This is a genomic window from Enterococcus sp. C57 (assembly GCF_040887305.1).
Lineage (GTDB): Bacteria > Bacillota > Bacilli > Lactobacillales > Enterococcaceae > Enterococcus_B > Enterococcus_B hirae.
The window spans coordinates 50,479-75,673 of sequence record NZ_JBFOFP010000012.1 but is presented as its reverse complement, the minus strand read 5'-3'; the positions used below and the strand labels follow the sequence as shown (position 1 = coordinate 75,673).

The 25,195-nt window shown below is 36.6% G+C and carries 16 protein-coding genes; 2 read left to right on the top strand and 14 right to left on the bottom strand.

Going from position 1 to position 25,195, the window contains the following annotated elements:
* The 7 genes from AB5M32_RS13010 to AB5M32_RS12980 form a co-directional block, all read right to left on the bottom strand.
* Positions 1 to 1,213, bottom strand: a 1,213-nt coding sequence (locus AB5M32_RS13010; protein ID WP_368024504.1) for a hypothetical protein, incomplete at its 3' end; no start/stop codon positions are given.
* Positions 1,214 to 1,664: 451 nt separating this feature from the next.
* Positions 1,665 to 2,423, bottom strand: a complete 759-nt coding sequence (locus AB5M32_RS13005; protein ID WP_256736418.1) for a hypothetical protein — start codon at positions 2,421 to 2,423, stop codon at positions 1,665 to 1,667.
* Between the two features lie 519 nt (positions 2,424 to 2,942).
* The gene (locus AB5M32_RS13000; RefSeq protein WP_063627051.1) at positions 2,943 to 3,152 is read right to left on the bottom strand and encodes a hypothetical protein; all 210 of its coding nucleotides are present in this window, start codon (positions 3,150 to 3,152) and stop codon (positions 2,943 to 2,945) included.
* Between the two features lie 299 nt (positions 3,153 to 3,451).
* A complete protein-coding gene (locus tag AB5M32_RS12995; RefSeq protein WP_010719297.1) occupies positions 3,452 to 4,108 on the bottom strand; it encodes an amino acid ABC transporter permease in 657 nt (218 codons plus the stop codon).
* A 15-nt stretch (positions 4,109 to 4,123) separates the two neighbouring features.
* Positions 4,124 to 4,771, bottom strand: coding sequence for an amino acid ABC transporter permease (locus AB5M32_RS12990; protein ID WP_010719298.1), 648 nt, complete (start codon positions 4,769 to 4,771; stop codon positions 4,124 to 4,126).
* 12 nt (positions 4,772 to 4,783) lie between these two features.
* Complete coding sequence (locus AB5M32_RS12985) at positions 4,784 to 5,599, bottom strand: transporter substrate-binding domain-containing protein (RefSeq protein WP_010719299.1); 816 nt, start codon at positions 5,597 to 5,599, stop codon at positions 4,784 to 4,786.
* 13 nt (positions 5,600 to 5,612) lie between these two features.
* Positions 5,613 to 6,350 (bottom strand): amino acid ABC transporter ATP-binding protein, encoded by a 738-nt coding sequence (locus AB5M32_RS12980; protein ID WP_010719300.1) that lies wholly within the window; start codon positions 6,348 to 6,350, stop codon positions 5,613 to 5,615.
* A gap of 250 nt (positions 6,351 to 6,600) precedes the next feature.
* On the opposite strand from AB5M32_RS12980, the gene trpS reads away from it, so the two are divergent.
* Entirely contained in the window at positions 6,601 to 7,611 is a 1,011-nt protein-coding gene (gene trpS / locus AB5M32_RS12975) for a tryptophan--tRNA ligase (protein WP_178286325.1), read from the top strand.
* A 62-nt stretch (positions 7,612 to 7,673) separates the two neighbouring features.
* On the opposite strand, the gene pheT is transcribed toward trpS, so the two are convergent.
* From pheT to AB5M32_RS12945, 6 genes are all read right to left on the bottom strand, one after another.
* Positions 7,674 to 10,094 carry a phenylalanine--tRNA ligase subunit beta gene (gene pheT / locus AB5M32_RS12970; protein WP_178286327.1) on the bottom strand — a complete coding sequence of 807 codons (2,421 nt, stop codon included), beginning with the start codon at positions 10,092 to 10,094 and terminating at the stop codon, positions 7,674 to 7,676.
* Positions 10,095 to 10,099: 5 nt separating this feature from the next.
* Positions 10,100 to 11,143, bottom strand: a complete 1,044-nt coding sequence (gene pheS, locus AB5M32_RS12965) for a phenylalanine--tRNA ligase subunit alpha (protein WP_010719303.1) — start codon at positions 11,141 to 11,143, stop codon at positions 10,100 to 10,102.
* Positions 11,144 to 11,437: 294 nt separating this feature from the next.
* The gene (locus AB5M32_RS12960) at positions 11,438 to 11,779 is read right to left on the bottom strand and encodes a helix-turn-helix domain-containing protein (RefSeq protein WP_010719304.1); all 342 of its coding nucleotides are present in this window, start codon (positions 11,777 to 11,779) and stop codon (positions 11,438 to 11,440) included.
* Positions 11,780 to 11,849: 70 nt separating this feature from the next.
* Positions 11,850 to 15,566 carry a helicase-exonuclease AddAB subunit AddA gene (gene addA, locus AB5M32_RS12955; protein WP_368024503.1) on the bottom strand — a complete coding sequence of 1,239 codons (3,717 nt, stop codon included), beginning with the start codon at positions 15,564 to 15,566 and terminating at the stop codon, positions 11,850 to 11,852.
* Entirely contained in the window at positions 15,563 to 19,093 is a 3,531-nt protein-coding gene (locus AB5M32_RS12950) for a PD-(D/E)XK nuclease family protein (protein ID WP_178286331.1), read from the bottom strand. Before AB5M32_RS12950 ends, addA begins: the two co-directional genes overlap by 4 nt.
* Positions 19,094 to 19,369: 276 nt before the next feature.
* Positions 19,370 to 20,836: a peptide MFS transporter gene (locus AB5M32_RS12945; protein WP_010719307.1), complete on the bottom strand. Its 1,467-nt coding sequence runs from the start codon at positions 20,834 to 20,836 to the stop codon at positions 19,370 to 19,372.
* 364 nt (positions 20,837 to 21,200) lie between these two features.
* Between AB5M32_RS12945 and AB5M32_RS12940 the strand changes: the two genes are divergently transcribed.
* On the top strand, positions 21,201 to 21,797 hold the full coding sequence (locus AB5M32_RS12940; protein ID WP_178286333.1) for a nitroreductase family protein: 597 nt from the start codon (positions 21,201 to 21,203) through the stop codon (positions 21,795 to 21,797).
* A gap of 555 nt (positions 21,798 to 22,352) precedes the next feature.
* Here the strand turns inward: AB5M32_RS12940 and AB5M32_RS12935 are convergent.
* Complete coding sequence (locus AB5M32_RS12935) at positions 22,353 to 24,809, bottom strand: phosphatidylglycerol lysyltransferase domain-containing protein (protein ID WP_256736429.1); 2,457 nt, start codon at positions 24,807 to 24,809, stop codon at positions 22,353 to 22,355.
* Between the last annotated feature and the right edge of the window lie 386 nt (positions 24,810 to 25,195).

Sequence of the window (25,195 nt, the reverse complement as noted above, 5' to 3'; positions counted from 1 at the left end):
CGGCTATTTCATGTAAAACCTTTGGAGCTGTAAATTGACTCTTTGAAAGTTGATAATCGTTTTTTATTGTTTTAATCATCAGGGATACTGCCTTATCATTTATTGCATTACTTTGGAATATATTCCGAAGTTTGTCTCTATCTGCTTTTGACATAGGAAGCGTACTTATAAGCTCTTGTTTCTGGTCTATATTAAGGTCTAAATTCACCACTTCATTTGCTATTGTATGTAGTTTTTCTGGAGCTGTCGGTTGATTCTTTGAAAGTTGATAATGTCTTTTTGTTGATTCAGCCAACATGGATACTAGCTTATCCTGTGCCGTAGCATTTATTGAATTACTTTGAACAGATACTTTTGGTTTTGGTGGAATCGGTGGTGGAGTCTTTTGTTGTACATTTTGATTTAGTAGAGTTTTTGGTTTTAAATCTGAATTATTTAGTCTTTCACTTAATGAAACTTGATCTGTTGCTTTTACCTTAAAATATTCTTTTTCATCATAGTTATATTCACTCTTAAACTTCTCAATTTCTTTTTCTCGCCTCTCTCGGCTTATTATTGGTCTATCCTCCAACTCATCTATGAATAGCTCCAATATGGTTGGGTTAAGTTTAGTAAAGTGTCTATCCTTCATAAAACGTGCTATCGCTTGCTTAACCGCTTCATTTTCTTTTCTTTCTTCAATTAATTTTTCCACTCTTGACGTTTGATTTCCTATAAGTTCCTTAGCGTCCTGTTCAGCGATTATTTTTAGATCATGAATAAATGCTATACACGTATCAGGAGTCAAGGGATTAAACTTAAATTTATTAAGGTCTCCAATTAGTGCATCTTTTGTTTCCTTCGGCAAACGTGTATCTGAGTGAATCTTATGCCTTGTCTTAAGGTAGTCAATATAAAAAGTTTTATTTTGGCTAGTTACTTCTATTGTATTTTGGGTCTCTATTCGGTTGTTTGGTTGTATGAGTTTGCTCTCATCTGGATGAAGTGGAAGTCGTTGGATGACCCCTTCTGCTACATCATCTTTAAGTTCAGAAAGAAATTCACCTATTGCTGCTAATGTTTCCGAACTAACAGGTTCACCCTCCTCAAGTTTACACTCTTCGATTAGTTGAAAAGCTATAGTAGCATGATTATAGAAAGTATTTCGAGGTCGTTTGCTTTCATTATTTGCAATTTTTTGATTTGTTTCTTTTTTCTGTTCCATGTTTGGCATGTTATTCTCTCCTTTAAAATTTTATGTACTGCTTCATCAATTTATCAGAAAAAAGAATACATAAGAAAACTTTTATTTCCAAGAAAAGAAAATTATGCAATTTAATACCATTTAATTGATTAAAATTCTAGGTTATTACTTTTAATTTCTGAGAATACAAGGTCAAGAATAGTATTTTCAAAGAATTATGCATCATGAAATTATATTTTAGTATTCCTATACATAACAATTCCTTTCATAATATTTCATTGATTTTTTAATCCCAGTTTTAATTTAGCCATAAAAAGTGGGATATTAATCAGATCAATATCCCACACTCATTTATTATGTAATTATTTTTAGAGTTTATTGATCACTATCTTTGAAATTGATCCTTTTTGTTTAGATATGCCTGTGACTTTGGTAGTACAGATGTTTTTAATTGCTCAATTCTTTTTTTCGTAAGACTTCTTTATTCTGAGCTTCCTTTTTCAAAAAATTCTCTTACACTCATCTTGAAATATTCTTGTCTTTCATTTGGTTTACTTGGAGACTTATATTCATTTTTTAATTTCTCAATTTCTATTTTTTGCCTCTTTTTACTTATGTATTCAGATTTTTTCAACTCGTCTTGAAATTTCACCATTAGTGTTGGAGGAATTTCAGTATAGTGTCTGTTCATCTTAAATCTTTCTTTCACTTGATCAACCGCCATATCTTCTCTAGCCTTTTTTATTGATTTTTCTATCTTGGGCGTTTGCTTCTTTAAGAGTGTCTGAACATCTCTTCTAGCGATCACATCTAAATCATAAATAAAGGAAGTAAACCTATTAAGGTCCAAAGAATCGAAATAGAATTTATCAAGGTCTTGAATTAGTGCATGTTTTGTTTCTTTCGACAAAACTGCTTCTTTGCTTAAATCATACCTTTGATTAAGGTAGTTAATATAAAAGGTTTTATTTTTATCATCCACTACTATTCTATCATCACTATTCATTTGGATGTTCCTTTGTCGTAACAGTTTTTTCTCTTCTGGAAGAAGCGGAAGATAAAAGATAATCCTTTCTGCAGAATCTCTCTTATAGTTAGAAAGAATTTTACCTAAAGTTGCTAACTTTTCCGAACTATTAGCTTCTCCCCTCACAAGCTTATGATCCTTGATTAGTTGAAGAGCAATAGCATATTGACTTCCTGTCCGTATTACTGCTATTTTTTGTTTATCATTTGACATGTTATTCTCTCCTTTAAAAGTTATATACTACCTTGTTAAACTATCAGAAAAAAGGAGTAGCTAAGTAACTTTTATTTCTGCAGAAAGAATTTTTTGGCATCTGATATCTCTATCACTAAACATGTTGGTTTTCGAGTTAATATCCGATAACCATTCTGTCAAAAAGCAGTCATCACCCACTTATAGAGAATGGATGATGACTGCCTATACTAGATTAAAATTGAAGATTCTTAATTTAGCCACTTCTGTTTGTCACAAATCGTTGATTGAATGATCTATCGACCACTAGAACATCGTACTTCTACTTCACGCAAGCTCCCCTTTTTTGCTTTAGCAGTCGTTCAGAACAGCTGGTTTTCTAACCGACCAATTTGTTCATTCATTTTTGACATTTTCCTAAATAAACGAACTCTTACACAAAAAATGTACTAAATTTCTAGAAAATCTTACAGAAACTTCTTTCTTTTTACCATTTCCTGTTTGTCGCAAGCAATGGATCATTCGTATACAATTAGTCAATTACATTCGATAATAGACAATGATTGCTAGTCCGATACCTGATAAAATCAGTCCCCAAAATAGTTGTCCGAACATACTGGTATCTCCCAATAGCCAACGAACGAAAAATAATTTTCTTCCAAAACAAAAAATTAACACACCTATGATAAAAATAATACATCCCGTAGAAAATATCGGGTTTGCTTGAAAAGCATTCATAATCTCTTCCATCTAACAACATCTCTTTCTCTATCCATTATAGTTACCACATACTCTGTTAGGCATCCTCTCATTTCAATACGTTTACCTAACGACACTTAGTATACTTCCTACTGTCAAGACAGTCCATATTTTTAAATGACCTGAACGAACAAAACTGTAAGCTATGTTTTTAAGCTGATCTTTGTCTAAGACTACTTTCTCTCACAATATCGTTGAAGAGAAAAACGATCTAAGTTTTACATTGACGAATCAAATAAAAATACTCGCTGAACAATTTTCATTGAACAACGAGCATGCTAAGTTTTTGACTAATAGCTGTACTTTCTTTTTTCTAAATAGGAAGAAAGTAAGGATAAAGCATAGCAGACAGCAAAATACATCAATGTCATTGCCACAAACATTGGCAATACATAATTGGTATTTTGGCCGTAAACAATTCGTGCTTGGTGAGTCAATTCAGGTAAGGAAATGATCACTGCTAATGATGTATCCTTGATCAATGAAATCAGCTGACTCACGATTGCTGGGATCATTGATTTAAATGCTTGGGGTAAAACGACAATTCTCATCGTTTCTACATAAGACAATCCTGTGGAAAGACCAGCCTCCATTTGTCCTTTAGGAACGGCATTCAACCCTGCTCGAAAAATTTCTGATAACATAGCCGATTCAAAAATCGTCAATGCTGCTACGGCTGACCAAAAAATATTCATTTGGATACCGATTTGTGGTAAGGCAAAATACGTAAAGAAAATGATCAATAGCAATGGAAGATTTCTGATAATATCAATTAGTATTCCTAGTATTTTTGAAAAATAAGGTATATTAGCAAAACGAACCACACCACAAATCCCGCCAATCAAAAAACTAAAGATGATTGAAAATAATGAAACCTCCACAGTCACTTTTAATCCTTCTAATAAGAAGCGGATATTCATCCATGAAAAAGCACCACTAAAATCCATTTTGTTCTCCCCTTCCTATGAACGAACTGCCCATTTTTTCTCTAAATATGTCATCAAGTAAGACAAAGGTAATGTAATTACTAAGTAAAAAAGACCCACGATGATATAGGTATCAAAAGTGTTGAAAGTTTCACTGGCAATTAAGTCCCCTTGATACATTAAATCTAACCCAGCAACGATAGCTAAAATCGATGAATTTTTGACTAGATTAATGAATTGGTTTCCTAATGGTGGTACGACGATCTTGAAAGCCTGCGGCAAAATAATAAACCGCATCGTTTGCGCATAGGTCAAACCAGCTGATAAACCCGCTTCTGTTTGCCCTTTTGGCACTGTTTGAATTCCTGAACGAACGGTTTCTGCAATAAATGCCGAAGTATAGATCGTCAAACCGATCGTCCCTGCTTGAAAGCCATCGAAACTAATCCAATAGATCGGAAGGACGACATAAAAGAACATCACAATAATCAACAACGGGATATTTCGAAAAAATTCCACGTACGCTTTAGCTAGTCCACTGATCACTTTGTTCGTTGACAATTGAAAAATTGCCATCAGTGTTCCAATAATCAAACTAAATAATAAAGCTAACACACTTGAATAGATAGTGATTTTAAACCCTTCTAAGAAGGTTGATCCATATGTTTGCAGCAACTCAGCCATTCTTTCCCCTCCTTAATTCACTTTTCCTTGGGTGGTATCTGGGAACCATTTTTGGTAAATCTGATCATATGTGCCGTTAGCAATGAGTTCTTTTAACGCTTGATTTACGGCATCCAAAAATTCTGTTTGTCCTTTATTGATCGCAATTCCATAAGGTTCATTGGTAAACGTCCCACCTGCTAAAGTATAGTCAGGGTTCTCGTCAGCCATTCCCAACAAAATGGCATTATCGGTCGTCATAGCATCTCCTTGTCCTGATTGTAAAGCAGTAAACGCTTCGGCATAGTTTTCTAGTTCAAGAATTTTTGCGTCTGGAGCATGTTCTCGGATATTTACTGCAGAAGTTGATCCTTTGACTGCGAGCACAGTTGTTTCAGCATTTAAGTCATCTACGCTTTTAATCGGGCTTCCTTTTTTGACTAATAAAGATTGTCCGGCATCAAAATAAACATCAGAAAAATCAACTTGCTTTTTTCGTTCATCTGTAATGGTCATTGTCGCAATAATCGCATCAATATTTCCATTTTTTAATAGAGGAATCCGTGTTTTAGAGGTAACTTCCACAAATTCTGCTTTCCCATCTTTTCCAAGAATCTCTTGCGTAATCGCTTTAGCGATATCGATATCAAATCCTTGAACCGTACTACTTTTGATATCCATCATCCCAAATAAGCGAGTATCGTATTTTACACCCCACGTTATGGTGTTGTTTTGCTTACTTCGTTCCAGAATATTTTCTTCAGCGACACTTTTTCCTTTGCAGCCTGCTAATATCAAAAAGACCAGACCCAAAAGGAAAAGCAAACGAATCATTGTTTTCTTACGCATTTTATTCCTCCTATCAATGATTGATTACTTTACTAATAAATTGTTGTGCCCGAGGTTCTTTAGGGTTCTCAAAGAAGTCTTTTACATTGCGGCTATCTTCTAATACTTGGCCATCCGCCATGAAAATAACCCGATCTGCTACTTCTTTTGCAAATCCCATTTCATGGGTCACGACGATCATTGACATCCCATCACGAGCTAATTTTTTCATCACATCAAGTACATCCCCGATCATTTCCGGATCTAAAGCAGATGTAGGCTCGTCAAATAACAGCATTTCCGGATTCATCGCCAAACCTCTGGCAATTGCCACACGCTGTTGTTGTCCTCCAGATAACATAGATGGATAAGAATCTTTTTTGTCGAGCATGTTGACTTTTTCTAAGAATTTTTCCGCGTTTTTCACTGCACTTGCTTGATCTTGCTTTAATACTTTAATCGGTGCAAGTGTAATGTTTTCTAAAACGGTTTTATTAGGATATAGATTAAAATGCTGAAAAACCATTCCAACATTTTTTCTGACTTCGGTCAATTTTGTTTTTTTGTCCTGAAGGTCGATATCATTGATTAACAATCTTCCAGAAGAAATCGTTTCTAATCCATTGATACATCGTAACATTGTACTTTTACCTGAACCTGAAGGACCAATGACAACGACGACTTCCCCTTTCTCAAACTCGAGGTTTATGTTTTTCAAAGCATGGAATTTGCCGTAGTATTTTTCCACGTTATCAAATTTAATCATTGCCATATCATTACACTCCCATTATTATTTAGTAAGAAAACATTTAAAGATATATAATAGAACATATTATATCTGAAACTTACGTATTTTGTAAAGTTTCTTTGAAACTTTCTTTCGTTATTTTTCTCCTTTGCTTCTTACATCTGCTATTTTTCTGCATTTTGTTCGTCTTTTGATTTAGAACGGTTGTTTCTTCCTCCAAAAAACGGTAAGATATTAAGTGCTTAGTCTTACAAATCGTAAAGAGGTGTTTTTTTTGAAAAATATTATTCTAACAGGTGATCGCCCGACTGGCAAGTTACATTTAGGGCATTATGTAGGATCACTCAAAACACGGGTAGAAATGCAAAAAGATGAAAACAATCAACTTTTTGTAATGATTGCAGATATGCAAGCCCTAACCGATAACGCTAAAAATCCTGAGAAGGTTTCTTCAAATGTACTTGAAGTTGCTTTAGACTATTTAGCTGTTGGATTAGATCCTACGAAATCAACGCTTTTTATCCAATCGCAAATCCCAGAATTAGCTGAATTGACTATGTACTATTTAAACCTAGTCAGCGTTGGGCGTGTCCGTCGTAATCCTACAGTTAAAACAGAAATCGAACAGAAAAAATTTGGTGAAGGTGTCCCAACTGGATTCTTTATTTACCCTGTATCGCAAGCTGCTGATATCACAGCTTTCAAAGCGAATTTAGTTCCTGTTGGTGAAGATCAAAAACCAATGCTTGAACAAACGCAAGAAATAGTTCAAAGTTTCAACCACACGTATGGCGACGTCTTAGTGGAACCAAAAGGCGTTTTCCCGCCAAAAGGAATGGGCCGTTTGCCTGGCATCGATGGGAATGGAAAAATGAGCAAGTCATTGGGTAATGGCATCTATATTTCTGATCCTGCTGATGTGGTCAAGAAAAAAGTAATGAGTATGTACACAGACCCAAATCACATCCACGTGGAAGATCCAGGTCAAGTCGAAGGCAATATGGTATTCACTTATCTTGATGTGTTTGGAAAAGACAAAAACGCGATTGAAGAAATGAAAGCTCATTATCGTCGTGGTGGTCTAGGTGATGTAAAAATCAAACGCTATTTGATTGATGTTTTGGAAGAAGAGTTTGCTCCAATTCGTGCTAGAAGAGAAGAATTAGCGAAAGATCCAGCCGCTGTGATGGCGATCCTAAGAGACGGTAGTGACGCTGCTGCGAAAGTCGCTGCTCAAACTCTAGCAGAAGTCAAAACTGCAATGGGAATCAATTATTTTAACTGATTGGCTTGTTAATGAATAAAAAAGACGTCCTCATTCTTTGTGAGGGCGTCTTTTTTTACAGTTTAACGAATATTTGCACCAACTGTTTCACTTAGTGCTTTTTCGATCTTAGTCATTGATCGGTTAATTTCTTCATCTGTCATTGTTGCTTCAGGATTCTCGAATGTCAGACTGTAAGCCATTGACTTATGTCCTTCCTCGATATTTTTTCCTTGATACACATCAAACAGTTGGATGTCTGTTAAGAACTTACCTGCAGCAGACTGGATAACCGTTACGATTTCTTGATTGGTTACTGTTTCTGCAACTAACATCGCAATGTCCCGAGAAACGGAAGGGAATTTTGTCACCGCATGGAAAGTCATCCCTTTTTGAGCAGCTTCGATCACTGAGCTCAAGTCAAATTCTGCAACATAGGTTTCTGGAACATCGTATTCTTTAGCTGTATTCGGATGAACCTGTCCAACAAATCCAATCACTGTTTCACCTAAATAGATTTCCGCTGTTCTTCCTGGATGCATGTCTTTCAAACTATCAGTTGCTTGATAAGAAATTTCTGTTGCTATTCCTAATTGTTCAAACAAGTTTTCTAAAAGACCTTTGATCGTATAGAAGTCAACTACTTCTGCTTGAGTTTGCCAACTTTTATCTTGCCAAGTACCTGTCAATGCAAGAGCAACATGTTTCACTTCCTGCGGCAAATGAGTCAATGGATCGTTTTCTTGATAGAAGACTCTTCCAACTTCATAAAAAGCGACATCACTATTTTTTCTAGCTACGTTATAGTTCACATTATCCAGTAACCCACTGATCAAGTTCATTCGTAAGACAGAACGGTCTTCGCTCATTGGCCAATCAAGACGTGTAACTAAGGAATCTTTGATTGTAAATTGACGAGATTTTTCTTCCGTTGTCAAAGCATAGCTGATGGCTTCATGTAAACCACTATCTTCAAGTAATGTACGGATCTTGCGTGTTGTTGCTTGCTCTTGGGTCAAACTTCCTGCAACAGTCTCTCCACTTGGTAATGTGGAAGGCAAGCGATCATAACCATAGATACGAGCGACTTCTTCAATAATATCCGCTTCAATCTTGATATCCCAGCGACGAGGAGGAACAGTAACGGTGAACGTTTCCCCTTCACTTTGATAGCCAAAGCCAAGTGCTTCAAAAATCTCATTTACTTCCTTCACTGTTAAGTCAGTTCCTAGATAATGATTGATTCGTGAGAGAGTGATCGTTACTGTTACGTCTTCTACTTGATAAGTCGAACCAGCAACCGCACCTTGAAGAACCTCACCGCCTGCTAACGAAACGATCATTGCAGCAGCAACGTCACACGCTTCAGCAACTGTTGCTTGATTGATTCCTTTTTCAAAACGAGCAGAAGATTCACTTCTTAAATTGAATTGTTTCGCTGTTCGACGGATCGAAATTGGATCAAACAAAGCTGCTTCTAGAGCAACCGTAGTCGTTGTCTCAGTGATTTCAGAATCCAAGCCGCCCATCACACCTGCTAAAGCGACTGGTTGTTCTCCATTAGTGATCACGAGATTTTCGGGTGTTAACTCACGTGTTTCGCCATCTAACGTAACGATTTTTTCTGTTGCTTTTGCCTGACGGACGACGATTTCTTGTGATCCTAGCCGATCATAATCAAACGCATGTAATGGTTGTCCAAACAACAGTAAGATATAGTTTGTGATATCTACTACGTTGTTGATTGGTCGAATCCCTTCATTCATCAAGATATTTTGTAACCATTGTGGACTAGATTGGATTTTTACGCCCTCAATGATTCGAATTTGATAAGCAGGCACAGCTTCTGGATCTTCGACTTTCACCTTGATTTTGTCTTTTGCCGGACGTGCTGCTTCTACTAATTCTTCCTCTGCAAAATGAGGTGTTTGACGATAAATCGCCCCCACTTCATATGCTACTCCTCGCATAGATAAAGCATCTGCGCGATTCGGTGTAATCGATAACTCGATAATTGAATCGTCCATGTCTAAATAAGAAAAGACGGGCTCTCCGTTGACTGCCTCTTGTGGAAGATAGTAGATTCCTTCAGCATATTCTTTGGGAACAACACTATCTGGATAGCCAATTTCTTGTAAGGCACAAATCATCCCATTAGAAACTTGACCACGCATTTTCCCTTTTTTGATTTTTACATTCCCTGCGATCCGTGAATTAGGTAAAGCAACGATGACTTTGATCCCTGCCTTCACGTTAGGTGCGCCACAAACGATCTGTGAAAGTTCTTCTTCACCGATATCCACTTGGCAAATCGATAAATGATCGGAATCAGGATGTGGTACGCATTCCTTGACTTCGCCGACTACGATTTTTTTTAAGCCTTCTTCAGGAACCGTGATTCCTTCCACTTCGATCCCAGTCACTGACATTTTATCAGATAGTTCTTTTGGCGTAACTGCTGACAAATCAAGATATTTATTTAACCATTTATAAGAAACTAACATGCTTTTTACTCCCCTTTGAACTGACTTAAGAAACGCAAGTCATTTTGATAGAAATTACGAATATCATTGACACCGTAACGTAGCATTGCTACTCGATCTGGGCCAAGGCCAAAAGCAAAACCAGAGTATTTTTCCGGATCGATACCTGACATTTTCAATACATTTGGATGAACCATCCCAGCTCCTAAGATTTCAATCCAACCGGTGTGCTTGCAGACATTACAGCCAGCGCCACCACATTTGAAACAGCTGACATCCACTTCAACAGAAGGTTCAGTAAATGGGAAATAACTAGGACGTAGTCGAATCTCACGTTCTTCACCAAACATCTTTTTCATTACGACTTCTAAAGTGCCTTTTAAGTCACCCATCGTAATATTTTCATCGATCACTAATCCTTCGATTTGATGGAATTGGTGACTATGAGTAGCATCATCTGTATCACGACGGAATACTTTCCCAGGTGAGATCATTCGAAGTGCACCTTTTGAAAAGTCATGTTTTTCCATCGTACGTGCTTGTACTGGTGAGGTATGCGTACGAATCAAGATCTCTTCTGAAATATAAAAAGTATCTTGCATATCACGAGCTGGGTGGTCTTTTGGTAAGTTCATTCGCTCAAAATTATAATGATCAGACTCCACCTCATACCCTTCAACAATTTGGTAGCCCATTCCGACAAAGATGTCTTCGATTTCTTCCATGATTTGTGTCAAGATGTGGCGGTTTCCTTGTTTGACTTGACGTCCTGGCAAGGTCACATCAATTGTTTCTTTGCTTAAAGCTGTTGCAAGTGCCGCCTCTTCTAACGCTTGCTTTTTACGTTCAATTTCTGCTGTCAACAGATCACGAATCTCATTGGCAAAACTACCAACTTTCGGACGTTCTTCAGGACTTAGATCCTTCATTCCCCGTAAAACTTCGGTGATTGGTCCTTTTTTTCCTAAAGTTTCTACACGAATTTGATTTAATTCTTTTAAATCGCGTGCTGTCGCTATTTTAACGATTGTGGCTTCTTTCAAGCTTTCTAATTGGGCTTGTAGAGACATTCCCTATTTCCTCCTTCAAATTCAAATACAAAAAAGACCTCATTCCTACAAAGGAACGAGGTCTTCGCGTTACCATCCTAATTTACGGTCAAAACCGTACACTTACTTTTTTAACGACATTTGCCGGTCTGAATAAATCAGACGAACTCAGAAAGTGAACTTCATTTTTCAAACTCAGGATCTGCTTACAGTCTATGACAGATCTCCCTGGACTGGTTTAGCCAAACTACTCTTTTTCGTCAACGTTCTTTAGCTATTCATCTAATGCCAGTTTACAAGATTTCACTTCCAAAATCAACTGCATTCTTCTTCTGTCACCCATTTTTCACTCCAAACCTGTAACTGAACAATGGCCTTTTGAAGATCCGCTCCTTTTTCAGTTAACATATATTCTGAACGGCTGGACTCTTTACATGAGAAGTTTCTGGCGATGATTTTTTCTTTTTCAAGTTCTTTTAATCGTTCAACTAAAACCCGATCACTCACCATAGGTATTTTAGCTGCGAGATCAACAAAGCGTTGCGGACCATTTTCAAGCAATACATCAATAATCAGCCCATTCCATTTTTTACCTAAAATCGAAAAGGTCTTTTCAAATTTAGGACATAAAGTGAACTCTGTCTGTGTTAGCTCCATTTTACTCACCTCTTTGCTAAGAGTATAGCATATTACTTACAAAGTGTAAGTCCTAGTTGCTCAATTATTATTATTTATTAATATTTATTATTTTCTTTGCGCTTAATAAGACAAGAAAGACATCTGTGACAGGCTTTTCTAAAGATTCTGTCAACGCCTGTTGATAGAGATTCAATTGCCCACGATATTTTTGAATGACAGCATCAATCGCTGTTTCATCGTTGCGATCTAAAATGAAATCCGTCTTAAAGTCATATAATTGAATCGTCGTGGATAATTCGATATAACCATCAACAATCCCATGGATCAGCAATTCATCTTCTTCATTTGGGTATTGTTCAAAGACCCGTTCTGCAGGTAATAACATCGAAAACGGTTGTTCCCGTTTGACATGCTCTTTTTGCTTGATCAATTCTTTTCCTAGCTCGGTTTCAAAAAACCAAAGAATAGCAGAAAAATCAATTTTTTTGGCTACCTTTTGATCCACTAAACGCTTTTTGACTAATTCATCTAGCAATGCTTGGATCGACTCAGTAGTCGGCATTTCTAATGGCAGCAATTGCAATAAATAGTGTGTTGCAGTTCCGATTGCCGCAGCTGAAACCTGTTGCGTTTTTTGTAAGAAACGTGGTTCAGTCAATGTATCTTGCGTATAACGGAATTGGCGGTTTAACCCTCTTGTTTCATTACTTTCCCAGACAAGTTTAGCATCAAGCGTATCATCTGGATCTTCAAACAAACGTTTAATTTCAGAGACCGATTGATAACTTGTGGTTTGCGTTGACTCTTTGAAAGGATAACGATAATCGAGTCGTGCTTTCAAAGCAGGTGATAGTGGTGTTTGATCCACGTCATTATTTTCGGCAGCATCGTTTTCTTGCGCTATTAAACGTTGCCTTTTTTCAAGCAGAGATTGTTGATTCATCCAAGTAATCGCAAATTGGCTATCAGAGTTTTTTAATTCTGAAAGAATGGTTGCTTCGGTAAAATAGTTTTGCATCAATGGGTGACGCATCAAACTAAGACCGATCCAGCTCATCAAGCTGCTATTCCCTTTTAATCGAGTCGTTGATTCTAAGACTAATTCGGTTTGTTCAGAAGCTTCTGACCAATTCTTCAAGGTATCTTCTTTATTTTTATACGAGCCGATAATAAATAATTTTTGTTCCGCACGGGTCAAACCAACGTAGAGTTTACGCATCTCCTCTGACAATAACTTATTTTGTTTGGCTGATTTGATTGCTTGGTAAGGCAAGGTATCATACAACACCCGAGTATCAGGGTCCATATAACGAATCCCCGCACCTAGTTTTTCTTCAAAAGCATATCGCTTTTTTAAATCTTGCAAATTGAATTGTTTGGTCATATCTAATAAAAAGACAATAGGAAATTCTAAGCCTTTACTTGCATGAATCGTCATGACTCGGACGGCATTATCGGCGGATGAAATCACCGGCTCCGCTAAATCTTTGTCTTTTTCCTGCATCTTTTCGATGAAGCGAACGAATTGATACAACCCTCTAAACGAACTTTGTTCATACGCTTTTGCACGATCAGCCAAGGCATAAAGATTTGCTTGTCTTTGGGCGCCGGCTGGTAAACCTGCTACATATTCTAAATAACCGGTTTGTAAATAGATCTCCCACAGCAAGTCAGTGATTGAAGACCGCCGAGCCAGTTCCCGCCACAATTCGAGTTGGTCATTGAAATGGCGCAATTTATCAGCTAATTCATTCTGATTTGCTGTTTGGTAAGCCAGCACCGCATCATAATAGGTATGCGTTCGATCAGCTAAACGGATCTGTGCCAGTTCTGGTTCAATCAGTCCTACGATCGGTGAACGTAAAACGGCTGCCAATGGAATATCTTGATATGGATTATCAATCAATTGTAGCAAAGAAATCATCGTACGTAGTTCAGTAGATTGAAAATAATTTTGGGCATCATTCATTTCTAAAGGAATATCCAATGTTTTAAAGATCTCTAAAATCGTCAGATTATTCTTCTTTGTAGGTGTTAAAAGTACGATATCTTTATATTCGACAGGACGATTCTGTTTCATTTTTTTATCATAGATCAGGAATTTTTCATCAATCAGTTCGCGGATTTTTAAGCCCGTCATAAAAAGTTCGCCTTCTGTTTTGTCCTCTAGATTCTCATCAATTGGAAGGTCGCTGTTTGGCTCTTCTTCTTTTTCGTAAATCAATAGTTCTGGTTCAAAGCGATCGACTTCGGGGAAATCGGGAAATCCTAATCGTAATTGTGCAGCATCATCATAAGCGATTTGTCCCACAACAGGGTCCATTAATTGTTGGAACACTAGATTGGTAAATGACAGGACTTCCTTACGAGAACGAAAGTTTTCTGCCAAAATAATCCGTCTTCCACCGTCAGCTGTTGAAAATGCTTCATACTTTTCAATAAACAAACTAGGATCAGCTAGTCGAAAAGAGTAAATCGACTGTTTAACATCCCCAACCATGAATAAATTGCCGTTTGTTGGATCAGGCTGTCTAAGCCAATAAAGGATAGCTTCTTGCAACTGATTGATATCTTGGTATTCATCGACCATTACTTCTTTGAATTGCTTACGATAAAGCTTTGATGCTTCACTTGGAAGCCATGACTCTTCTGTTTGAGTCGTCAAGATTCGCAAGGCAAGATGTTCTAAATCATTGAAATCTACTACTCCCTTTTCTCTTTTTCGTTGGCTAAAGCCATCCATGAAACGTTTGGTAACACTCGTGAGCTCTTCCACTAGGACAGCAGCTTTTTTCGTCCGTTCGGTCAATTGTTCAGGAGAAATCGGAAAATATGTTTTTCCAATTTTCTGAATGATCTTTTTCGCCTGATCTCTTAAATTTTTAACTTCGGCTGAACGTTCTTTTAGCTCTGCTTTGCGACTGCTTTTAAAAGTAGTAAAAGTCAATGTTTCTAAACCCGTATAGGCTTCCGGCAATTGATCTTGTAATAAGTGATCATAAATGCGTTGGACTTGTTCTTTTTCTCCTGCAACTTGTTCCAACATTTTTTCCAGACCTTCTTCTTGCGCTAATCCAACCATTTCTTCATAAAGTTGCACACTTTGTGCCATATCTGTAAGTAGAAGTGGTCGCAATTGTTCTTGGTACAATGGTGAATGAGCTAATCCATCATCTAAACGATAGTTATCCACTAATTGATCTAACCAACGTTTGGGATCAGGATTCGCTCGCGCAAATTCATAAAGAGAGAAAACCAGATTGGTCAATCCATCATCTGAACGATCATTTGAAAAATTCATTGTTAATTGGAAAAACTCTTCCCGATCTTCGCTATAACAAGCCTCGCGTAATTCATCCCAAACATCTTCTTTCATTAAGATCGTTTCTGTCTCATCCGTTAACATCCGAAAAACTGGATCAATATCGATCAAGTAGTAGAATCGGCGGATAACCGTTAAACAAAAAGCATGTAAAGTAGAAATATTAGCACTTGGCAATAAAATCAGCTGTTTCGTGAAATGTTGTTGGCGTGCCGGATCGCTTTCACTATTGACTGCCTCTTGTAAAGCTTCTTGGATCCGTTCTTTCATTTCTTTCGCTGCCGCTTCTGTAAACGTCACGATCAAAAGTTCATCAATATTGAACCCCATTTTTAGTTTTTCGATTACTCGACGGACAAGCACTGTGGTTTTTCCAGAACCAGCGGAAGCTGATACCAGCAAGTTATCTCCCTGATCAAAAATGGCTTGCCATTGTTCGTCAGTGAATCGTTCGTTTTCTGGTCTCAAAGGAATTTTGGTCATTCTTCCTCACTCCTTTTTTCTATTCTTCGCAGGGCTTCTTCCTTGTTTAATTTTTCTAAACGGTGATAATTGTTTTCTTGCAACATCACATCAAACGTACAAACACTTCTAAAAGGACACATTTGACAAGCAAGCCGCTCCTTGTCTTTGTATGCTGGATTAAGTTTGATCTCCCCTGACGTGATTTTATCCCCTGCTAAACGCATATTCGCACGATTATGCGCCATAAAAAGTTGGAGTTCCTGTTCTGTATAGAATTTTTCTTTACTAAAACTTCCCTTTTGATAGACATCTTTCGCATTTTTCTTGATCGGATAAATCAAAGAGTTCTCTTTTGCTTCCAGTGAATGATCTAATACTTCCAACAACTCAGGTTCATCGACAAAGATGCCGTCATAACTGAATTTTTTCAATGTCTCTTTTTCAATTTCATTTGCTTCAGACAAAATCGGATTATGGACATGTAAATAATAGGAACCAGCTGGTCGAACCAATGCTTTTCCAGTCAATTTGACAGCATCCATCAACGCCACGTCTAGATAGGTCAACAGTTGCATAGCCATCCCGTAGTAAGCTTCAGTGACATCAAAGGAACGTCCACTTGATTTATAATCGACAACACTAAGCCAAGTATCCGCTTGTTCAACAGCAACATCCACACGATCAATCTTCCCACGAACATGTAATTTCCCTCCATTATTCAGTGGTAATTCCAACCCTGGGATACCTTGAGCGCCCGCAATTTGGCCAAACAATATTTCTGTTTGAAGGGGCTTCATCCCTGTATTTTTACTTTGCTTTTGTAATGCCCAAGCTACTTTTTGGATCGTTTGTCCTAACTGATAACGAATATAGTTCATTCGAGCTGAACTATCTAAAATTTCAAAGCGTAACTCACCAAAGACGTCTTGCAAGACTTTTTCAGTAAACTCTTTACGTTGTGTATCGGTCATTTCTACTAGCGATATCTGATTTGAAAATAGTAATTTAAAGAAACGATCTAATGATTCATGATAAAAATCACCTGTAGCAGCCGGTGTTAAACCATAGACCATTCGTTCTTTCAGTTTCAAACCAAATTGGACAAAATATTTATATTCACAATTATAGAAATTTTCTAATCTGGAAATAGAGGTATAAATATCTTTACCATAGAGTTCCTCTGCCATCTTTTTAGGTAATGACACCGGGACATTCAGATGTTCTTGACTTTCAAAAATGCGCAATGCAAAATTTCGCCATTGTGATTGCAAGATCTGCTCTCTTAGTTGGCGCCAATACACCGGAACTTTTTTCTTCTCTTCCTTTGCTAAACGATAGATATGATTGATTGTATTGATCCCACTACGATACGTACCGATATAACAACTCGGATCGCTGTCTAAAACCAAATGCTCTTTTCTTTCAGCTGGGATCATCAAGTATTCCATGATTCGTTTCAAATAAGGAGAGATTTTCAACGTGTTTGTATCATAACTTTGAGCGTAACTGAGGTATAGACGCTGAGTGGCTGAAGCAAACACCAAGTAGGCTTGCAATGGTTCAAAAGACAAGTTCTCTTTTGCGGGATCAAATAAAAATTTCTCTTCCGCTAAACGAGCATTCAACGTTTCCCTTTCCTCACTAGAAAGCAAGCCTTTCGTTTCGTGACGATCAGGAAATACTTGATCATTCAAGCCAATGGCAAACGTGACTTTCGCCTGGTTTGATCGTACCAGTTCCAAGCGGTTGATGCGTACTTGGTCGATTGCTGTAGGAATCTTCCCATAACTTAAATTTTCTAACCCGCTGGTAATGATTTCCTGAAACAAATGCCAGTCAAATTCAGATTCCCCATAAATGAGCGAATACTCGTCCAGTAAATCAATCAACGCCCCCCATGTTTGCTCATGGTTTCGGGCTGCTGCTAAATTGCCTCGTTCAATTTCTTGATTTCGCCAAAAAACTAATTGTTGTTGTACGCCACTGTTCACCAAAAAACGATAAAAGACCGTCGCGCCTTCTTGTCCATTTTTACATTTTTTTATCTTGTCAAAAAATGTTGGGACTTTCTCTTTGAAGAAGTGCCGAATATCATTCGAGCGTTTTTCTAATTCTTGAACATCTTCCAGTTGTTCTGCTTCAAAATCGTAAGACACGAACTGCCAATCTTTTTCTCTCGTCCAGTATGAACCTTGATAGTTATAAGCAAGTGCTACATTTTCTGTGACATCTAATTTTGCTCGGAACTGATTTCTTTGCTCACGCCAACTGGTTAAGTCTAGTGTATCATCCGCTTCACAAATGAATAATTCAGTTTTGAAAAAACGCATGATATCATTCAAACGATAGGCATACCGATCTAAAGCGAATAAACTATTGATCCATTCGATCAATGGATGATTCTCCATCAACTGCTCTTCATCAATATAAAAAGGAATCGCCATTTCTTTGAAAACAGGTTGTAGCAAGTTACCATAAAACGCCATATCTTTCGTTAACACTTGAATGTCACGATAGCGATAATTTTCCTCGCTGACCAAACGACGGATCTCCACAGCTAGTTGTCTGACTTCTTCGGTGGCGTTCTCTGCTTCCCAAATTCTCAACGCCTCTTGTTGCCCAACCTTCAGCGGCTGGCTTTTTTTGTTGCTAGAAGTTTCTTCCCACATTTTTTGCAAGTGCATGAGTGCAAGCGGTCTTTCATGTTCTGGGGCAAATTTTTCCACTAAAACCGGCACTCTTCGTTCTTTGGCACTGTTGATCAGTTGGAAATAGAGCTTTCCTGTTTCATGAAACAATGTCAACACTTCAGGCATATCCGTGATATAAGGACGATCAAGAAGCAAATCAATCACTAGCTGTCCCTTTTCCATCATGACCTGTAACAATTGATATTCTTGCGCATTGACTCGAGTGAAACCACTAACGATAAATTTCACCTTAGACATGTCTTGCGTTTGTAAATAATTTGCCAAAATGGTCAAAGCATCTTCAGATTGCAGCGCACGTTGGACCAATTCTTCTTCAAAAGCTGTAAAAATCAATTGAAGATCTTTCATTTTCAACTGTTGATTTTCAGCTTTTACCGTATCCGCAAGTTCTGAAAAGACAAGATCTTCAGGTGAAATATTTCCAATACGTAATTCATTGTGCAATTCTTGCAACTGGCGAATAAACCCTTTTTTATTGATTTCTCCCCGAAAAATCGTTAAATTTTCTTCATTTTTTTCTAGGATCTGTCGCAAGATCATTGCCGAACCAGATTCTGAAAGTTCATTACCAGACAATAACGTTGTTTGCTGCAACAAATACCACGCTAAACGATAAAAACTAAAGACTTGGACATTCGTTGTACTAAATGACGTTTTGCCACTTCTTTGACGCAGCTCTGTCAAGATTTCTTGTTCTTGTTCAAATTTATTATAGTTAGGTACAAGGAAAAATACCTGGTGCGTACTATCTTTTGCTAACCATTCGACTGATTCATCAATCAACGCTGTACGGTGGTCTTTTCGGGCTGTCCCGAGAATAAATTGTAAAGACATTTTCCCTCTCCTTATTCCTTAGATTCATTCCTCATTCATTATACCAAAAACAACTGAACATTTGTTCTTTCTCCTATTTTTTTTAGAAATTAATTGTTTGCGCTTATAGAGATTATTTTACCAAATCCTCTCAAAAAAAGTTTAGGACTACTTCTTGCGATTCACATCCATCAATCGCTATCCTTTACTTATTTCTTATACTTATCCATATAAAAAAAGCATCAAAGTTAGTTATTTCCACTAACTTTGATACTTTCTTTTATAACTTCATTTGGTTTAATGAATGGAACCCATCAATTTTTTGATTGGTTCTTTGATCATAAATAATACTACTGCTCCAACGATTGCTACGACACCGACAATTCCGAAATAAGCAGATTCAGTACCTGGTGTATAGAAACGCGCGATTTGTGCATTGATCGCTTGTGAAGAAGCATCTGCCAAGAACCAGATAGCAATGGTTTGTGATTCAAAAGCTTTAGGTGCTAATTTTGTTGTCGCAGACAAGCCAACTGGTGATAAACATAATTCAGCAATTACGACAATGAAGAAGCTGCCGATCAACCACATTGGACTTACTTTACTATCTGTGCCATAAAGCATGCCTGGTAACATCATTAATAAGAAAGATAACCCAGCAAATAATAATCCTAGTGAGAATTTCACTACGGTTGATGGTTGTCGTTTTCCTAATCTTGTCCACAATGTAACAAATACTGGTGTCAAGACGAAGATGAAAATCGGATTCAATGATTGGTACCAACTAGCTGGAATATTCATACCGAACAATGTTGATTGTGTCCGTTCTTGTGCAAACAGAGCCAAGATGGAAGATCCTTGTTCTTGTAACGACCAGAAAATGATCGCTGCTAAAAATAATGGGATATACGCCCATACTTTTGGTTTTTCCTCTGCTGTAACATTTTTAGCTGTTAACATTTTAACAAAATAGTATAACGGTAAAAGAATACCTAAAACACTAATTGAATTGACAAAGAAATCAATGGTTAAATGTCCAGTGACTTGTGCTCCACCAAAGATTGCTACAATCACAACTAAAGCAATGACTAAGTTACGAATGAATTTTTTACGCTCTGCTGCTGTTAATGGGTTAGGAGCAACTGTTCCTATACCATCCAACGTTTTACGTCCTTGGATCACGTATTGTAACAGTCCAAAGAACATTCCGATTGCAGCTAATGAGAAGCCAAGATGGTAGTTGTATTCTTGTCCGATCGTTCCTACGATGATCGGTGCTAGCATCGCACCTAAGTTGATCCCCATATAAAAAATAGAGAAGCCGGCATCTCGTCTTAAATCAGTTTTTGAATAAAGATGTCCAACCATTCCGGAAACATTTGGTTTCAAAAAGGCTGTCCCAAAGATAATCAAAGCCATTGAGACGAATAAAGTGGAAACACCAAATGGCAATGCTAAGACGATATGTCCAAGCATAATAAATATTCCACCGAAGAAAACAGTTCTTTTTGCACCTAGTACCCGGTCTGAAACCCAACCACCGATGATACTAGACATATAAATCAGTGAACCATAAATTGACATAATTGCTAATGCTGTTGCGGTAGGTAATCCAAGTCCACCGTTTGCTACAGTATCGTACATGTAGTAAAGCAACAGCGCACGCATACCATAATAACTAAATCGTTCCCACATCTCTGTGAAGAACAATGTTGACAACCCCTTCGGCTGACCGAAGAAGCCCTTGTCTTGTTGATTTTCCATAATCCATACCCCAATTCTTTAAATTTTCAGAAAATACTATAAATATTCACTGAAAAATTTAACTAAAAAACTTATTTAAGAAATATATACTTATTTTCTATAAAAACGAATAAAATTTAATGGGAAAATGATAATAAAAAATAAACAGATATTTAATAATTATATATTGCTATTTTAAAATGATCGAGTTTTACTTAGTTTAACAACAATGGAAACGTTAACTAAAATAACCTCTATTATTTTAATATTCATTAAAAAATTTACTTATTTTTTGTGAGCATATTATTTCACTTACTTTTTGTAAGGTGATATACTTCGTTTGTACTCATAAAATATGCAGATCGCAACTAAAGGAGATTTCACCATGACAACATTTACAACAACTTTGCAAAACCGTCGTTCTATCTATGATTTAGGACGTAACGTAACACTATCAAACGAAGAATTAACAGCTTTGATCAAAGAAGCAATCAAAGAAAGTCCAACTGCATTTAATGCACAATCAACACGAGCAGTCATTCTTTTTGGAGATGCTCACGAAAAATTATGGGAAATGACCGAAGAAGCTCTTCGCCCATTGACACCTGCTGAAGCTTTTCCAAATACGAAAAATAAATTAGCTGGCTTCAAAAAAGGCTATGGAACAGTCTTGTTCTTTAAAGATACAGATATCATCAAAAATCTCCAAGAACAATTTACATTATATGCTGACAACTTCCCAGATTGGTCAGAACAATCAAATGGGATTGCTACAGCAAATACATGGGTAGCCTTAACAGAACAAGGTTTAGGAGCTAACTTGCAACATTACAATCCAGTAATTGACGAAGCTGTCGCTAAAGAATGGAACATCCCATCTAATTGGAAACTACGTTCTCAATTAGTGTTTGGCTCACCAGAAACACCAGCTGGAGAAAAAGAATATATGAACGACGAAGATCGTTTCCGTGTATTTAACTAAAACCTCTATGTAATAACCAACTTTTAGCCCAATACTTTAATGGTTGTGAATAGCGTGCTTTAACTTGAACAATAAGTGCACATTTTTAAAATAGCTTTTCAACTCCTTAAAAGTGTCTGCTTATGGTTTAATGTTCACTCTGTGATACCATTTCTGTCTATATTAAACTACTAAAGATAAAGAGCTCGGGGCGAAGGTCGCCCTGAGCTCTTTATCAATTTTCTTTTATCCTACCTTTAACCAGAAGGACTTGTTACATTAATTACATAAAAATCTTAAAATAGTCTATTTATGCGTTCTATTAGACTTGCCTATTAATAAATTCTATCAAATTTCACTAAAAAATTTAGAGATACCTTTAATGATCTTAAAAAATTAGATAATATGGAGACTGGGACAAAAGTTGCCTCAGTCTCTTCTAGTATCTCTAAAACGAATAAAATGAGTTTTTGTGTTTCTTGTCAATTTTCGGAAGTTCCTTCTTATTTCTTGATACTAAACACTTTTGTCTCAACCTCTTCCTGATGGCTTTGTTACGTCTATCATCTTTTTCTATTATTTTGAATGAATTAATTTATAACAAGCATATAAGTTTTTCAACACCCAGGTTTTATTTTCGTAAACGAGATATTTTGCAGCCCACTGAGGCTTGTATTTTTCTTTGTATTTCCTTAACCCTTTGAATGAATACAAATACTGAGTATTATTATAGACGCTGTAAATAAACGTATTCTCTAAATTAATTGTGTTTTTATGAGTAGAAGAGAACGGAGCCATTCCTAAATTGAATTTTTGATAACCTTGTTCCTTAGCCCATAGGATGGAATATAAATAAAGAGCATCCATCATTGCCACTTCTTCACTGATAGACCAACGGATCAAGTCGACTGAAATGGTCTCATTAGTATAAGTTGGCATCATGGAAACAAAGCCAACAATTTTTTGTTCTTGATTTCTTATAATACCAACTGCTGCACAATTTAAATATTCCTTCTCAAATCGTCCGACAGAAAAAGTCATCTCATTTTTTGACCTTAACCATTGATCAGATACTTCTTTCAATTCTGACAACAGTTCACGATCATGGGATAACTGTGATGTTGGTGAAAATTCCGAAGAAATTGAGCCCACTCTTTCTGATGACTCTGAAACAATTGTCGGTTCGATGATTTCAAACGTATACCCTAGTTTTTCCATTTGGTTTAATGTTGCTCTAAACCCTCTCTTCTTCTTCCCTGATAGTGAAAACTCAGATAAATCAATGACTGCTTCTTCTCCTAACTTGAAAAATTCGCAATTTAGATCATTATAAAAACTAAGGTACTGTGTGGAAGCTTGATAAAAAACAATTCGTTTGCCTAATTGATTCGCTTTAGACACCAAAGTTTTCAAAAAAGGAAAAATGGCTTCTTGTTTACCAACTGGATCACCTAAAATAAAGAGATAATGGTTATTTTCTTGATAAATCACTGCAACATCTTCCCACCACGCAACTCGGTTTTCCTTTAAAAAACCTAAATGAGCTAAGTGATTTCCACCATTTTGTTCTAAGAAATTTCGATATTCAGCATCATCTAATAGCTTTAAATCAAGCTTTAATGATTTCCTTTTTCTTCTTCGGTGTATAACTGACCAAAGCCCAGAAAGTAAAAGCAATAATAGTGTCGTTCCACTCAGAATAAAGAATGATTGTCTAGGCAATATCGGAAAAATTTCAGTTAGACTATCAAATACATAGAGACACGCTAAAGTCCAAATCAATTTTTCTAAAACACTTTGTTTGATGACTTCGACCTCTAACCATCTCCTATAAAATAGAGTATCTACAAATAATACCGTTGTTAATAAGAGGGCTGTCAAACTTTGGTCTTCCCAAAAAAGATAAAACTGACAAAGTGCTAATAACATCAGTTTGAAACGCAACATTTCCCAAGTATCGATCGCCCCTTTATAAATCCCTACAACATCTGTCAGTAATAAAATGCTCAGACATACGTAAATTGGCGCAATAAAAAAAGCCGACTTCATTCCCATATATGCATATTCAAAAAATAAAATGCATGAATCAAATAAAAATGTTAATGAACAAAATAGAAAAATGGCTGTGCTAAGCGTTCTTCCAATTTGCTTCATCTGTGCTTGCGTAATCGAAAATACTACTGTCGTAAATTCCTTCGTAAGAATCGTAAATTGATTATTGCTGATTTTTTGACTAATCAGCATTTGAACTTCACTAACACTGAACAATAAACCAAACAATAGTGGAATGAAGTAATACGCTAAACGATACAGAATCAGCGCCATCAATACTGCTTCTTTATCTATCTGCAGCTCCTGTGTAGCGCCTAAAAGGAAAATGACATCAAACGCACCAAAACCACCTGGTACCATACTAATAATTCCAGCAATCGTTGCTAAAATAAAAATACTTTCCATATCAACGAATTGAACCTGCAAGTTAAGAAAACGAAACGCGACGTACATCACAATACCAGAAGTGAGATAATCAATCGTTGATACGATCGTGAATTGTAAACCTAACCATCTCGCAGCTGGAAGTGGCGGTTTTATACTAATGTAGCCGATATATAGAGGCAACAAACAAGCACTGACAATTAAACCAATCTTGATCGTATCATTTCCCTCTAATAAATGACTTTCTGGAAAAACATTTAGCAGCACCATTGCAGATAATACGCCCACACCAGAAATAGATGAGATCAATAATAGCGAAATCGCTTTTTTTAGTTGGTTTACTCTGCTTTGGTCAATATAGTTTTTATAGAAATTATAACGTACGCTGGCACCAAAAATTCCACCAAATCCCAAAACTGCATTGAATGAATTGGCAATCCAGCTGATTTTTAATAGTTTTATTTTAGAAATTTTCATCGTCTTCAGTTTTCGGATCAATGCAAAGTCGTAGAGACAAAGAATGAAAATGCCTAAAGCACCTACTAAAAACAAACTGAAAATTTTTAAGATAGATTCATTACTAATTGTTTGTAACACTTTGCTTAACCTAATGGTAGAAAGTTCACTATTTATTTTTAAAACAGAGATCGAAAAAATGAATAGTGAGAATATAATTTTGAAAAAATTGAGTTTCATCCTCTTCATTAAAATTAAAAGTCCTTTCATTATAATAGAGCTAATATATATCAAATTAGTGAAACAATTTTTTTAATGTTATTATAAAAATGATCGCAACGATTCAAAAATAAATAAACAAACTCTTTCTCATACGAAGAATCATTTTGAAATGCTGTGTAATCTAGCGTCTGCAAGGCAAAGAAAAAAGAGACCGAGCTAATACTTGCCTCAGTCTCTTATTATATATGCGACTCCGAAATAGGTTCATCCCATATATCGCTCACTATCGTTCTTTGTTCTTATTC

Coding starts and splice junctions, on each gene's coding strand:
- AB5M32_RS13005 (WP_256736418.1), bottom strand. CDS start 2,423: ATGTCAAATGATAAACAAAAAATAGCAGTAATACGGACAGGAAGTCAA.
- AB5M32_RS13000 (WP_063627051.1), bottom strand. CDS start 3,152: ATGGAAGAGATTATGAATGCTTTTCAAGCAAACCCGATATTTTCTACG.
- AB5M32_RS12995 (WP_010719297.1), bottom strand. CDS start 4,108: ATGGATTTTAGTGGTGCTTTTTCATGGATGAATATCCGCTTCTTATTA.
- AB5M32_RS12990 (WP_010719298.1), bottom strand. CDS start 4,771: ATGGCTGAGTTGCTGCAAACATATGGATCAACCTTCTTAGAAGGGTTT.
- AB5M32_RS12985 (WP_010719299.1), bottom strand. CDS start 5,599: ATGCGTAAGAAAACAATGATTCGTTTGCTTTTCCTTTTGGGTCTGGTC.
- AB5M32_RS12980 (WP_010719300.1), bottom strand. CDS start 6,350: ATGGCAATGATTAAATTTGATAACGTGGAAAAATACTACGGCAAATTC.
- pheT (WP_178286327.1), bottom strand. CDS start 10,094: ATGTTAGTTTCTTATAAATGGTTAAATAAATATCTTGATTTGTCAGCA.
- pheS (WP_010719303.1), bottom strand. CDS start 11,143: ATGTCTCTACAAGCCCAATTAGAAAGCTTGAAAGAAGCCACAATCGTT.
- AB5M32_RS12960 (WP_010719304.1), bottom strand. CDS start 11,779: ATGGAGCTAACACAGACAGAGTTCACTTTATGTCCTAAATTTGAAAAG.
- addA (WP_368024503.1), bottom strand. CDS start 15,566: ATGACCAAAATTCCTTTGAGACCAGAAAACGAACGATTCACTGACGAA.
- AB5M32_RS12950 (WP_178286331.1), bottom strand. CDS start 19,093: ATGTCTTTACAATTTATTCTCGGGACAGCCCGAAAAGACCACCGTACA.
- AB5M32_RS12945 (WP_010719307.1), bottom strand. CDS start 20,836: ATGGAAAATCAACAAGACAAGGGCTTCTTCGGTCAGCCGAAGGGGTTG.
- AB5M32_RS12940 (WP_178286333.1), top strand. CDS start 21,201: ATGACAACATTTACAACAACTTTGCAAAACCGTCGTTCTATCTATGAT.